Genomic DNA, 14139 nt, shown 5'->3' on the forward strand with positions numbered 1-14139 from the left:
CCTCGGGGGTGGGTCAAAAGCGTTGGCCGGTACTGGGTCAATTTACTTGGCCATTAACAACTTTGTCCTGCTACCGGTATCTGCGGTTCCCTTCCATGTTCAGGCCCTATCGGCTGAGCGGGGCCAGCAAAGGGTGAAAGGGCCAAAGGGTGGAAAGGTGAAAGGGCCAAAGGGTGGAAAGGTGGAAGGGCCAAAGGGTGGAAAGGTGGAAGGGAAGGGGAGCTCAAGGGGAAGGGGCTTGCCCCGAAATGCGCGATGAGTTGCAAACCCCAAAGGTGAAAGGGTAAAGGGTCGCTTCCGGGGGCACCGGTGCTGCTCGACCGTGTCACTGCCGCTTTTGCACACGGCTGCCGTGCAGAAAGAAAACTCCACCGCTGCAGAAAGAGCTGCTGCTGACCTACTGAATCTGCTGTTTCTTACGCCGCTTTAGGTGTCCCGCCTTCAGCAAGGTTTCACCGCAGTGCAGAATGAAGCACTGTCTGTATCTACCGACAAGGAGGTCGCCGTCGTGGGCTTTCGCTTCCAGCGTCGCATTACCCTTGCTCCGGGCATCCGGCTCAATCTGAGCAAACGAGGCTTGGGGCTCTCGGTGGGCCCACGAGGGGCCAGCCTCAGCGTGGGGCCGAGTGGCGTGCACGGCCATGCCGGTATTCCCGGCACAGGCTTGGCCTATCGGCAGAAGCTCAAAACCCGGAACCGCCGCGTGTCTGGATCTAGCGGTGGCGCCGGGCGCTCCAGTCCCGCTGCCACCCTGGATGCACTGTTGACACAAGGCAAGACGTTGCCCGTGCAGCTCGAGGTCGGCCCTCAGGGCGGCATCCGCTACTTCCATGGCGACGGCACGCCCATGAGCGAAGGCGAGGTGCGGGTGCTCCGGCGTCATGCCAGGCAGTCGCTGCGCGAGCAACTGGAGCGCCACTGCCAACGCCTGAACGAGGATCTCTATCGACTGGGTCGGCTGCACGAGGAAACGCCCCATCCGGATATGAACGGCTACACCACTCGTGATTTCGAGGAGCCCCCGCCACAGCCGCCCCAGCCTCAACAGCCGGCCTGGTGGCACCTGCTGTGGCCACCGGCCAAGCGCCGCCTGGAGGAGGAGAATCGCCGTCGCCAGGCAGCGTTCGACGAGGCCTACCGCGCCTGGGAGTGGTGCAAGGCCGAGCATGATGCGGCGGAGTTTGCTCGCCACCAACGCGAGAGCGATGGCGTGCGGCATGATCCCGATGCCATGGAGCAGACCCTGCGTGAGCGGCTGGAGGAGATCGACTGGCCCCGTGAAACGGCCATCGACTTCGACCTCGGCAGCGACGTGAGTACCATTGCCGTGGATATCGACCTCCCTGGTGTGGACGAGATGCCGGACCGGTACTGGACCATGCCCGCCAAGCAGGTAAAGCTCACCTCGCGCAAGCTGAGTGACACCAGACAGAGTGAACTCTACCGTGACCACGTCCACGGTATCGCCTTCCGCGTGCTGGGCGCGGTCTTCGCTCGCCTGCCCGCCGTGCAGGAAGCGCGGATCTCCGGCTATCGCCAGATTACCGACCCCGCCACCGGAGGCGAGCGCGATCAGTACCTGTTCAGCGTGAAGGTCGCCCGCAAACAATGGGACAGAATCCACTTCGACCAGCTGGAGCAGGTCGACCCCGTGGCCGCGATGGAGGCCTTCACCCTACGCCGCGACATGACCAAGACCGGCATCTTCCGCGATATCGAGCCGTTCAAGCTGGTGTAGGTGCTGTGCTACTCACCCAGCGACTTCAGCAGCGCATCCCGGGCATCCAGGTAGAACTGGATGTCCACCTTAGTGGCCATCTCGTCCGAGAGGTCGAATAGCAGCTTGCGGCAGGTGACGGGCATCAGGATGGCCGTGGCGCCCTTCTCCACGGCGATTTCTACCAGAGTCACCGGGTTGTGGATCGGCTCGATGGAGCCGCCGAGGTTGATCTCACCGACCACGATCAGCCCGCCACGGACACTGCGCTTGAGCAGCGCCGAGCTCATGGCGATCAGCGCCGCCACGCCCAACTTGCTGCCGGCTTTGGCGGCATCGAAGGCGCGCAGCTGAATGGTGAACTCATGCTGACGCGGATCCTTGTCACCGACCAGCTGCATGGCGCGGGTGTAGAGGTTCTGCTCGGCGTAGCCGATGCTCTCGCGGAAGGCGGGGGGTACGGGCTTATTGAGGATCTTCACCCCGGTGCCGGGCCCCTCGTTGACCTCGATGCGGAACAGGCCGGGATGTTCCTCCTGGCCGTTGCTGGCCTGACCGCCGGGGCTGATGCTCCACACCTGACCGGGTTCCAGCGGGTCGTTGCCGATGCTGTTGTCGCTCTGCAGCTCCGGGGTGGCAACGAACTTTTCCACACCATCCTCCCCCATGGTGTAGCTGAAGTGGGTGTTGCGGAACTCGGCGGCCCCGATGCGCTTCTGCTGCTCCTTGACCCGTCGGCGTGCTTCCATGGCGATATGAATCGCCCACTCCAGGTCCTCGTCGCTGGGTGATAGGTCATCACCAGGGTAGAGCAGCTTCAGCAGGCCGCTGGCGGTCTTGTTGACGGCGTTAGTGTCTCGCCCGGACAGGGCGCCACCGAAGAAGACGCGTCCTTGCCACTGCGAGACGCGGCTCTGGCTGCGCAACTGGCTCCAGCACTCCGAGAGGAAGTCGCTGACCAGGCCGAAGTGGTCGGTGAGCAGTTCCTTGCTAACCTTGGGCACGTCCCACCCGGGCAGGAAGGCGTGGATACGGTCCATGAAGGCGGTGTCGTGGCGCATCTCCTCCGGCAGCGGGCCGAACAGGTGGCCGATGCGCTGCTGGTGCTCCACATCCACATCGAAGTTGCCCACCAGCACGATGGAGCCGTCGGCGCGGATGCTCTCCTTGCCGCGGGAGAACTCACCGCTCTCCATGTAGCCCTTCATGATGTTGACGCCGTCCTTGTTATCGAACGAGATACCGGACACCTCGTCGAAGCAGACCACGTCGTACTGACATACCAGGCCGCGCTGGCCATTGGCGTTATTGACGAACATCTTGGCCACGGTGGCCTTGCCGCCGGAGATCAGGTGGGCATAGGGCGAGACCTGCTGGAAGAGGTGGCTCTTGCCGGTGCCGCGTGGACCGAGCTCGACGACGTTATAGTTGCGCTCCACGAAGGGCACCATGCGCAGCAGCATGGCGTCCTTCTGGCGTTCGGTGAGCCCCGCGGGCTCGATGCCGGTGGAGCGCAACAGGAAGGCCTTCCACTCCTCGGTAGTGAGGTGCTGGCGGGCTTGGGCCAGCTCGTCGAGCACGTCGCGCTTGGAGAGCTGGATCTCGCGCAGGGCGCGGATGCCGAAGGGGCGCCCGCCCTGCTCCTGGGCGATGCTGGCGTCGTATTCCAGGGTCAGTTCGGCGTAGAAACCGCCGGTCAGCATACGCTCGTGCTCACTGACCAGCTCGTCGGGAATCCGCACGTCGGTCAGGCGCAGGCTGGGCAGGCTGGCCATGTAAGTGTCGTTCTTGGTATCCAGGCGGGCCTGGATCAGGTCGATGATCTTGATCTCGCCCTTCTCGCGAGCGCGAGCCTTGAACAGCTCCTCTTCGCCGGCCTTGATCGTGCGAGACTTGAGTTGCCGCTGCACCACCTCTAGGCCCTCCTCGATCTCATCCGGATCGGTGCTGGCACAGTAGCGGCCGAGCAGGAACTCCACCACGTAGGTGGGAACCGGAAACTGCCGGGCGAAGGTGCGCACCAGATCCTTGCGCACCAGATAGCCATCCAGCAGCTCAGCCGCCTTACGATCCAGTTCATCGAGTTCCATGACGTCTCCCTGTGTCTGTTATCAAGGGCTATGCAGTGCCGCCAATAATGGTGGAGCGCTGAGCAATGACTTTGCCGTTGTCATCCAGCACCACGGCGTAGGCGGTTTCCCCTTCGAGGTCGTCATCCTCGACGACTACCGAGGCCTTGCCACCCGTCTTGAACGGCTTGGGCGAGAGCACCAGGCTGCTGGACGGGTCACCGGCATGGCTACGAACATCCAGCGTCAGTCCGTCGCTGTCGCCTTCCACCACAAGGGTACAGCGCAGCCCTTTCCACACCAGGTCATCGATCAGCACCGAGGGCTTGGGGCCGGCGCTGCCGGTCACCACCAGTTCCGGCGTGACGCACTCCTGCAGGCTGAGTCCACCATGGGTGTAGGTCTCGCCCGCCTTGAAGCAGTGGATGCTCTCCGCCAGCGCGAAGTGTACCTGTTCGTTCCAGTACCAGGGGAAGCGGGCCGCGTCTGTGTGGGCTCCCGGCTTGAGCGCGGCACAGCGCCCCCACTTGGTCTCCACCAGGCTGGCCGGCAGCTCGGTCTTGGGCAGCTCGCCCGGCAGCAGCAGCCAGCCGTGATCGGTGACCACACGCACCTGCGACCAGCCCTGGGCCAGCAATGCCTGGATACGCTCAGCGACTTCCCCCAGCATGTCATCGACGTGCTGAGCCAGCTTCCAGCCACGCTCATGGCCGGCGTGATCGATATCGCCGAACTCGCACCAGGCCGGCTTGGAGGTATCCAGGGTCTCCTTGTGCAGCTGCTCTACCTGGCGGCGCTCCAGCACCTGCCAGCCATTCTCGCGCAGCAGCTTCTGGAACAGGTGGCGAGTGATGGGCGTGAACTGGTAGCCGTCAGGCTCCTCGTGGATGCCATCGCTGCCGAGGATCGGCGCCACCGCGTACTTGCCGGTGCCGGTCACGCTGGGCAGCGCCGCCCAGGTGCTGTGCTCGGCGACTTCCAGGCCCTGGGCGACAAGGCGCTGAGTCAGGCGCTTGCCACAGTCCAAGCGCAGGCCATCCACGAACAGCACGCACTCACCGGGGCGGGCATTGGGCGATGCCTCGCCACGCTTCAGTCCATCCACGCCGGGCTGCCACACCCGCTGAAGATGGCGAGCGGCCTCATCGGCCCAGCGCAGATACACCGTGTGTGCCGCGGTGAAGATCGCCTCCTGCTCGCGCTGGCCGGTGACCTGGTCCAGTGCCCTGAGCAGGGCATCATCGGCCTTCCAGCCCTCGCTGAGGTACGCCTGGCGCATATCCTCGGCGTGCCCACCCGCCAGGCTGCGCCAAGTCATCCGACCCAGCTCGGCGAGGGGGGCCAGTGCCATGGCCAGCGGGCTTTCGCCCAGCTCCGCCCACACCCAATCGCGGCGCTGGCCGTGCTCGCCCTCCAGAGCTTCCAGCCGTTCCCTCGCCTCGTGAGCCGGCAACTGGCCGAGCGCACACAGGTCGTGATAGAGCCGCTCTTCCTCTTGGCGGTTGAGCTGTGGCCAGATCTCCATTTGCTCGGGTTCCGGGAAGAAATCCAGGGTAGGCGGCGTGAGCTGGCGAATCTGCTCGATCAGCTGCGGGTAGCGGCGGGGGGCCTCGGTGAAACGCGTCCATACCGTCTTCCAGTTGCCCTGGCGCTGAGTCAGCCGCTCCACGGCTTCCAGCGCACTCTGCCGCTCCGGGTGAAGGCCATAGCGGGAGTGGCAGACCTGGCAGAACGCCTGCCATTCGTGGAGGGGCCAGCTGGCCCTCATCGCCTCGGGCTGGTTGAGCCAGTCCAGCAGGTCGCGCACCGGGTCGCCGCCGGTGAGCAGGGTATTGAAGGTCTCGGCGTCCAGGTGGCGGCCCTGCAGGTCAGCGAGTGACTCCCTCAGCAGCCGGGGCAGGGCGGCCAGCAGCGCCTGGCGCGTGGCGGCGTCGCCGGCCACCTCCAGCCCTAGCCCACCTTGCTGGGAGGAGAGAAACGCCCGTGGTGTCCAGTCCTTGGCGTTGACCTGGGACCAGAGCACCCCGCGGTACTGGAGCTCGGCGAGCGGCTTCAAGGCCTCGGGGCACTCGCTGACGGCGCGCAGATCCTGACGACCCACGCCGGGCAGGTAGAGGATCGGCGGTGTTTCTGAATCGACGTCGATACCGTCTACCGTGCCGGCAATGGCGCAGCGCAGCCAAATGGCCGGACCGCGGAGCTGCTCTGGGGCATAGTCGCCCAGTACCAAGAGCTCAGGCAGCTCTGCCTGGATCTGTGCGATCACCGGCTCCCATAGCCGCTCGCGGTCTGGCCACAAGATGCAGGCCGGCGCCGCCTGCACGTCCGGGTTGTAGGCGGCGGCGCTGCGGATGCCTCTGATGAGCTGTTCCATGATAGCCATGGGATGGCGTGTCTCCTCGCTGCGAATGCTTTAACCCCAGTAGCTTACCGGAAATCAGTCCCTGACTCGGAAACTGCCAGGACCGCTTCGGCTCTGCTCGGAAAGGCAGCGGCACTTCGGATCACCGGCGCGTTTCCCGCAGTAGCTGCAGGGCGCATACCAGGCTCGTTCTTCGCGCTGTATCGGGCTCAGCTCTTCGACCCGGCTGAAGTGTCCGCCAGGCCTGCCCATCTCCTTTCTGGTCAGGGCCTCACCGGGCACCAACGTGATGTCCTCATGCCTGGCCACGTTGGGTCGCAGCAGGATACTGCCTACCGGCTGATCGCTCTGGCTGCTGCGACCCTCAGGCTTTTTTTCAGATTTCTCGGCCTCAACCTTCTGGTTGTGCGGCTCGTTCAATGAATGGCCGGTAATGCCCTGCATGATATCCAGGCCGAATTCCAGCTCGTGAATGGGCCGGTAGTCGCTGTCTCCTTTGATGGCAGACTTCGCCGAGGCATGCAGGATCAGGTTATCGTCCACCTCCAGATGGAGCATGATCCGCTCGAACAGTTGCTGCATCGAGGGCTCGACCTTGACGTTCAGGCACGCCAGTGGCTGGCGAGAGTCGTTGGGCTGTACTTGGCGCCCGTGGCGGGTGGGGGAGTACAGGCTGATCTTGCCGACTCCGTCACGCGGATCGGTGCAGTAGAGGGTCAGTATCTCCGACTCGCTGACCTCGCCGGAAGTGGGCATCTCATAGCCAGCGCCAATTACCGGGTAGTACTGGTTGCGTGCCGCATGAACCTCGATGTTCTTGGCCAGGCGTAAGCGTGCGCGGTCATGGGCGATCCATGCGGCCCCTTCCGAGATGATGGAGAAGCCGCGCTCGGAGATCTCGACCCGGGTGGCACCGAACATCTCATACAGGCCCGACTTGACCGCTGGCATGTTGACGATGCCGCCCGTTGCCAGGCACAGAGAGATATCCGAGGTGGTCAGGTCGGCAGATTCGATCAAGTTCTTGGCACGCTTCACTCCCTGGCGAACCTTCTGGCCGATGATCTCCTCCAGCTCGCTGCGGGTCAGCAGGATGTCTATATCCGGGTCCTTCACGTCGTTACGGAAGTATCCCGGGATGTAGATGGGCTCCTGCTCCCGCGAGGAGAGCTTGATCTTTGCCTCCTCGGCCCGGATTAGCAGGCGCAGCCTGGCATCCGGGTTGACGTCCGTCTCCTCGGAGCTGAGCCCTGCCGCTTCGACGGCGCGTTTCTCGACCTCATGACGGATGGCGTCATCCATCTTGTCCCCACCGAGCTCGTAGGTACCGTCGTTGCGGACCTGTATGAGCATGCCATTCTGGACCTGACACAGTGTCAGGTCCAAAGTGCCGCCGCCCCAGTCGAATACCAGCAGGTATTGCCCTTCAAGGTGGCGGATCTCGTTTTCCGGGTCTTCCTTGGTGCGCAGGTAGCCGTAAAGTGCTGCCATAGGCTCATGGACGAACTGCTCGATAACCAGGCCGGCCTGGTGGAAGGCTTCGCGAAGCTCGCGGCGCTGCCTGCCGTCCATATCGACGGGAATCGTGACGACGGCCCGGCTGATACTCCGGTCATGCTTGTAGCGTGGGTCTTCCTCGGTGCTCGACACCACATGCTTGACGACATCCGCGACCATGTCGCGGGGACGCCGCGGGATGCCATCGACGTCCACATGCTCCCGATCCAGCAGCATCTTGGGTGAGCGCACCACGTTGCCGATGACGCCAATCTCGTGGGTCGTCAGGCGTTTCTTGGCCTCGCTGCCGCAGATGACGCTATCGCCCTCGTAGCAGACCACCGAGGGATAGGGCTCCTCCCCCTGGTCGAATACCACCGTCTGTCCACCGATGACCTGGCTGATCAGGCTGTTGGTGGTGCCGAAATCGAAGCCGAAGACCACCATGTCACTCTCCTTCTGTCTCGCGCAGGATCTTCTTCAGATGCTCAAGCGTCTCGTCCACATAGTGCGAGACGATATGCAGCTTGGGCGGATCGCGCTGCAGGGCTGTCAGCGCCTCCTCCAGGCGGGGCACCTCGCTCTTCAGCGCCTTGGTTACCTGGGAGCGCAACCGGTACTTGTCATCCTCCAGGTGGACGCTGGTGGTCTGGGCGTTCTGTTTCTCCCGATGAATCGCCTGCTCAAGCTCTTCGACCCTGGCCAGCAGGGCGTCGTGCTCGTGGCACAGGGCAGTGTACTCCTGGCGAGCCTGATCGCGCTCGGCGGTGAGACGCTTGACGTCTCGCCTCAGCCGCTCAAGTTCGCTGGCCTGGCTGGTCTTGGTGTTCTCGATCTGGCGCGACAGCCAGCCCAGCGGGGAGAAGTCGGCAGTGGCCTGGGTGTAGGCCGCCTTCAATAGCGCCTCCGTGGCCTGGGTCGGGTAGTGGGTGCTGGTGGTGAAAACGCCCTCCGCTCTCAGGAAGCGCAGCATCTCGTCTTCTCTGGCCCATCCCTGGTTGGCCTGCCAGATCAGGCTCAGGAACAGCAAGTTGCGCAGCTTGGCCAAGCGCTCCTTCTTCTCCTGGGCCGGGACCCCCTTGCTGGACGCCGCCTGCTCCGCTCGGCTGGCGTAGCGCCTGAAGAGTTCCTTGGAGGGTATGCGGTCATCGTCGCTAAGCGGGAGCCAGTCATCGACACGCTCCATGGCCAGGTCGAACCCCTCGCGACCAGCGTCGATGGCGAACTTCAGCAGCAGATCCTTGATGGTACGGTTGCTGTGGATCTCGAAGGCGGCGAAGGCCAGGTTGACGGTGCGGGCAAGCGAGGCGTCCTCGCGCTGGGCAAGGTCGAGAAGCTCCGAGCGCTGGACAGCCGAGAGCGTGCGTTCCTCCAGCTTCTTCAGGGCCGGCTCGGTGATCTTCTTCGCTGTGCCCGAGGAGGCATAGAATCGCTTGATGATATCGAAGACCCGCGTGACGGCCTTGCTGCCCTTGGGCCCTTTGCTGGATGGGCTGTCATTCTCCATGGCCCCTCCCTGGCCTGATGACGACGCCATTGGCATTGCAACCTGGTCGGTTTCTCTTGCACGATAGTGCCCACCGGGCCGCCTATCCCGGCTGGTCGCTGACGCCTGCTGCATTGCGGCCGGCGATGAGGGTTCGGCCTCCCGTTCGGTCTCGTCGTTGTCGGGCTGCTTGCCGCGAGACTCGCCTCGGGAGACGGAGCCGGTCGCCTTGTCGATGATCATTACGGCCTTTTTCTCGTCCTTCGGGGAGTCACTCATTCTCTACGTCCTCGATGATGCGGGTGGCCAGTGCCTCGAATATCGGGCTGTGGCGAAGCTTCTTGGCCCAGCCGGCGGCCAGTTCTTGATCGCCCGCTTCCCAGCAGGTATTCATTGCCAGCGCCTGGATCTTTACCCGGTCATAGTCGGTGGTCAGGCGCTTGCTGGCCAGGTGCACAAGCTGAGGCAGCTGCTCCTGCTGCTCTGCCAGCGGCAGGCTGCAGAAGCGCATGGTCTCAGCGGTCAGGGTATCCACTGGCAGATTGTGGCCGGAAGCGACCCTGGTTTCGGGAGCCGGGCAGTGCTTGCCGGAGCGCAGCCCGTTCAGCACCCGGCAGGCGATCGCGACCTGACCACCGGGTGCCAAGGCCTCTGCTTCGTTGAAGGCGTTATCGTTGAAGTTGACCAGTGCCTTGATCAGGTTGGCCAGAGGGCGGTTGAGGAAGCGAAGTGCCTCGCGGGCGGCGTGGTACTTGGCCGAATAGTCATCATGGCCCAGGCTTGTGCCGCCCCGCTGGTCCTTGGCCAGCACGCCGTAGAGGAAGTCGCTGACGCCTTCCAGGTAGTACCTGGCACCATCCTCTTGCTTGGCCACGGTGATGAACTGGGCGATACGGTCACTTTCCAGCGGTTGGTTGACGATCAGCGTGTTGAAGGCCCGCTCCACCTTGGCCAGCTGTGCCTCGGTGGGGATATCGAATTCGATATGGTAGGTCACCGAGTAGTCGGCGCTGGTCAGGGTGACCTCGTGAAAGCCCGAGGTGAGCTGGCTGAGTCGGCGGCATGCCTGACGGCTGGATACGTCCTGCTGATCGATCACGATCCGCTCTGCCTGCTGCATCACCCAGTCCGCCGGCGGGAACGGGCTGGCAATCACCTCGCCCCGCTCCTTGACCATGCGGCTGCCTATGAGCAGCTGAGGGCGCTTGAAGGGGTGCTGGTCAAAGACGTGCTGCCGCCTTGCCTCGCGATCCGTGAAGACCTTCCCGCACTTGTTACATCTGAAATTGACGGGGCGATTGGGCTCCGTTGGAATCTCCGGGATCAGCACACTGCCCCCGGCGTTGCCGGGGTCGACTGCATCGGTGATCTTGGCCATCGTTCGCCTCCCTGCGCATAACTGCACTGTTTCTTATGGTTTTCTCGCCGCCTTCTTCGCCGCCAGCGTGAGGTGGTAGTCGTTGATCCTGGCGCCCTTGGCTTCGCCCAGTTGGGGGCCGAGGTGGTACCAGGGGGCGGATTCCACGTCCTTGCCGCGGTCCTTCTTCCAGTGGATGTTGGGCTTGTGGACGAGCACCCCGGCGCCCTTCTTCCTGACGTCGGGGACCGACAGGAAGGGGCGGATATTGAGGCGCACGCCGTCGTTGAGATCGGGGTGCCAGCCGATGGGCTGCTCCTCCAGCGTCTTCCAGCGCACGAAGATATCGTAGCCGTAACCCTGGTCTGGATAGCCTTCGCCTTCGAGGATCAGCTCCAGGCTCTTTTGCAGCGCCTCGGCGGCGGCGAGGCGGGCTTCGGCGCCGTCGATGCCGTCGTTGATCTGCTTCTTCTGCTGGGTGATCCAGTCGCCCAGGTAGGTGTAGGTGAGGGTTTCCAGCGCCTTGTAGTCGAGCTTGTGGTAGTTTACTAGCGCCGAGAAGCCATCCGTGAGGCCGTCCCAGATGTGCCAGATGAAGGGGCGGTGCTGGAACAGCTTGCAGTGCTGGGCGAAGAACTTGTCACGCAGCCAGCTTTCCAGATCCTTGCCGGCGTGATCGACGCTCTCCAGCAGCTTGCTCTGGATGGAGGCAGACCACTGGTCGCCGTAGGCATCGGCCAGCAGCGCCACCAGGCGGTCAACGGCACGGCGCTCGCCGCGCACGGCGGGCAGGCAGACGACGCCATCGCGGTCGGCATGGCCGAGCAGCGCCTCGCAGCGCTGGACCCACTCGCGCTGTTCCTCGGCCAGCTCCATCTCCGGGTCCCGCTCCGCCGGCCAGCGATAGCCCAGTAACCGGGCCACGGCGACCTGCAGCACACTGTCGTCGGTGCGCAGCGAGCCATGGGCGGTCCATTTGGCCTCCTCGTCCCAGATCACCGAACCGCAGGGGTGGCCGTGGAAGATCCACTGTGTCGGGTCGTCGGAGTAGGGTTCAGGAAGGCCGTGGGGGTACTTTTTCTCTGCAATCTTTGTCCAGTAATCCCTGTCGAAAGGAACTTTAATGAGAGTGGCGTTGGTTACATTTAGTTTTTGGTCTATTTCACGGACGCTGATGCTGTAATCGGCCGAGGAACAATAACACCAAAGCGCTGCCATGATTTTCTGTTTGTTTGGAAGTATGACGCCGATATTTGAGTCAAACTTATTGCCGATATATAGTGATGATGGCAGTGAGTTCATTTGGCTTATTGCCACACCCCACTTTCCCCAGGCCGAGTTGCCGCGCTGATCAGAATCGTGAAGCCTTTCTCTTCTAAATTCTGCAGGCAAACGCATGTGACCATTTATGTCGTCATATTCAATCACCTTTTCAAGCCCGCCAAAGTGTGTGGTGCTAACAACAGTCCCTTGTTGAAAAACAAAGTATTCAGGCTTATATAGAAATTCCCAAAACTGCCTTTGAAAGCGCGGGGAGTCACCATTCAGTATTCCAGCTAAGCCATCTGCTTCTTCACTTAATAGGCGGCATTCCGATGATTCGTTGAGTATTATTGTGCTGTCGGGATTTTTTAACTGATTTTCCTGCTTTAGGCTCTTTATTTCACTTGCTAGTAGCCCGGCTGATTTCTCATATCCTGACCGTCCCTCTGAAACATCTACACCCCGCAGAAGATTACTCAGGCTATCTGAGTTCAGGAGGTCCACAGACTGTCCTGTGAAGTTGGCACGGCTAATATTGATCAAAATCGCCTTGACCACTTCGCCGCTAATGGTCTCGAAGGCACCTGGCCCCAGCCGTGCAATTAGGTGCCAATTGTCGTTCTGGAGTAGCTTTTCACGAAATTTCTTGTAGCTGGTCAGGAATAGCCAGTTCTGCGGCAGCACATTGCTGGTGGTGCCACCCTCCACGCATAGCTCCAGGCAGCGGTCGAGGAAAACCGTGGCCAGATCATTCTTGGCCGCCGGATAATAGTCGGCACAGAATGCTTTAAGATTGGGATGCTGCTTAGCACGTGAGAGATAAGGCACGTTGGTGATGACCCAGTGGTAGCGATCCCCCAGTAGGGTCGCGGCCTTGGCCAGGCCCTGGGCAGTAATGGCGGCTTCGTGCTGCTCGTCGCTGCCTTCCTGGGCAAGCGCCTGATTTAGCGCCTGGGAGAGCTCTTCCCACTGGGCAATCTTGGCGGCGCTGGTGCGGGTGGGGTCGAGCAGGCTGCCGAGGATGGGGGCGTCCTTGAAGCTGTCGTAGAGCCAGTCCAGGGCGATGGTGAGGTTCTTCTTGCCCAGCCCGAGTGCCTTCCACTCCTCCTTGGCCACGCTGATGGGCAGCCCGGAGCAGGCCAAATGCAGCTCGGGCAGCTTGCGATAGCCACCGGTGCCGGGGTAGCGCCAGGCGGTAAGGGCCAGGGCGAAGGCGGCCAGCTCCACGCAGCGCTGGTCGATCTCCAGGCCGTGCAAGTTGTCGCGCAGTACCGCGTCCACGGCGTCGCGGGCGTTCAAGCCTTCTAGCTTCATGCGCATGGGCACCAGCATCAGCAGGGCGGCGACAAGGAAGTGGCCGCTGCCGCAGCAGGGGTCCAGGGTCTTGAGCTCGGCGAGGCACTGCGGCCAGGCGTCGAAGGTGCCGGCGGCCGGGGTCCAGTGGCCGGTTTCCTCGTCCCTGACGAAGCGCAGGTACTCCAGCGGCACGCCGGGCAGGCTGGCCTTGTCGCGCAGCTCCTGCTCGCTCTCGGCGCTGGCCAGGTCGGTTTCCGACAGGCGGCGGGTGGCCCACCAGGCCCCCAGGCTGTTATCCAGCAGGAAGCTGACCATATAGGGCTCGGTGAAGAGCTGGGTGACGGCGGGTAGCTCATCGGCGCCGATCTTCACCTCGGAGCGGTTAATGCGCTCCTTGTTGTCGCTCTGCCAGAACTGGTAGACCCAACCCAGGCTGTCGCTGGCGTGGAAGACCTCCGCGGGCAAGTCAATCAGCAGGCCCTCCAGGTCACGCTGGTACTCTGCGGCCAGGGTCAGCTCGAACACCGGGCTGTCGACACGGAATACCTGGGGCAGCATGGTGCTGGCCAGCCGGGCAGACAGGGCCCAGCCGCTGGTGCGCTCGCCCTGTTCGGCTTTCTCCTCGTTCAGTTCGTCGGCCAGCTCTTCGCACTCCTCCAGGGTGACGGCCACGCCGTCGTACATCAGCAGCTCATTCTCGGCCAGGAAGCGGGCGAACAGCATGCGGTGCCAGTGCTCGTAGGCGATCTCGCCGATCAGTCGGGTGACCGCCTGGGCGCCCTCCTTGAGCGGGTCACCGAGGCTGCGGGCGTGGGCACGCAGCCGGCGGCGCAGGGCGCGCTGGCCCTCGCTGAGGTAGCTGGGCGGGTTCTCTTCGCCGACGCCGAGCTGCTCCAGGGCGGCCTGGGCGGCCTGTTCGGCCACCGGGCGGGCCTTGCGCACGGTGCGGTCGAGCTGGTTGCGGAGTGTCTTGTCGAGTGGCTGCATGCTGCTGTCCTTGTTTATCCCTTCCAACGTTTTCCCTGCGAATGCGTGTCCATTTGCACGTAAGCGTTGCTGTGCGCATTGGGCGGCGTTTAATGCTCATTCTAA

At 63.0% G+C, this 14139-nt stretch carries 8 protein-coding genes; 2 read left to right on the top strand and 6 right to left on the bottom strand.

Annotated features, from left to right (window positions below):
- The first annotated feature begins 508 nt into the window (after nucleotides 1-508).
- On the top strand, nucleotides 509-1738 hold the full coding sequence (locus FEF15_RS06595) for a DUF4236 domain-containing protein (protein WP_163558368.1): 1230 nt from the start codon (nucleotides 509-511) through the stop codon (nucleotides 1736-1738).
- 8 nt (nucleotides 1739-1746) lie between these two features.
- Here FEF15_RS06595 and brxL read toward each other — a convergent pair whose 3' ends face one another.
- The 6 genes from brxL to FEF15_RS06625 all read right to left on the bottom strand — a co-directional run bounded on the left by brxL (nucleotide 1747) and on the right by FEF15_RS06625 (nucleotide 13770).
- On the bottom strand, nucleotides 1747-3807 hold the full coding sequence (brxL, locus tag FEF15_RS06600; RefSeq protein WP_163558369.1) for a BREX system Lon protease-like protein BrxL: 2061 nt from the start codon (nucleotides 3805-3807) through the stop codon (nucleotides 1747-1749).
- Between the two features lie 28 nt (nucleotides 3808-3835).
- Nucleotides 3836-6169, bottom strand: coding sequence for a BREX-1 system phosphatase PglZ type B (gene pglZ, locus FEF15_RS06605; RefSeq protein WP_163558370.1), 2334 nt, complete (start codon nucleotides 6167-6169; stop codon nucleotides 3836-3838).
- A 54-nt stretch (nucleotides 6170-6223) separates the two neighbouring features.
- Nucleotides 6224-8092, bottom strand: a complete 1869-nt coding sequence (locus tag FEF15_RS06610; RefSeq protein ID WP_163558371.1) for an Hsp70 family protein — start codon at nucleotides 8090-8092, stop codon at nucleotides 6224-6226.
- Between the two features lies 1 nt (nucleotide 8093).
- On the bottom strand, nucleotides 8094-9152 hold the full coding sequence (locus FEF15_RS06615) for a hypothetical protein (RefSeq protein ID WP_163558372.1): 1059 nt from the start codon (nucleotides 9150-9152) through the stop codon (nucleotides 8094-8096).
- A 250-nt stretch (nucleotides 9153-9402) separates the two neighbouring features.
- Nucleotides 9403-10509, bottom strand: coding sequence for a hypothetical protein (locus FEF15_RS06620; RefSeq protein WP_163558373.1), 1107 nt, complete (start codon nucleotides 10507-10509; stop codon nucleotides 9403-9405).
- Between the two features lie 33 nt (nucleotides 10510-10542).
- Entirely contained in the window at nucleotides 10543-13770 is a 3228-nt protein-coding gene (locus FEF15_RS06625; protein WP_205598487.1) for a DNA methyltransferase, read from the bottom strand.
- Between the two features lie 3 nt (nucleotides 13771-13773).
- Between FEF15_RS06625 and FEF15_RS19225 the strand changes: the two genes are divergently transcribed.
- The gene (locus FEF15_RS19225; RefSeq protein ID WP_205598488.1) at nucleotides 13774-14097 is read left to right on the top strand and encodes a hypothetical protein; all 324 of its coding nucleotides are present in this window, start codon (nucleotides 13774-13776) and stop codon (nucleotides 14095-14097) included.
- Nucleotides 14098-14139: the final 42 nt, after the last annotated feature.

This window comes from Halomonas sp. NO4, assembly GCF_010994375.1.
GTDB lineage: Bacteria > Pseudomonadota > Gammaproteobacteria > Pseudomonadales > Halomonadaceae > Halomonas.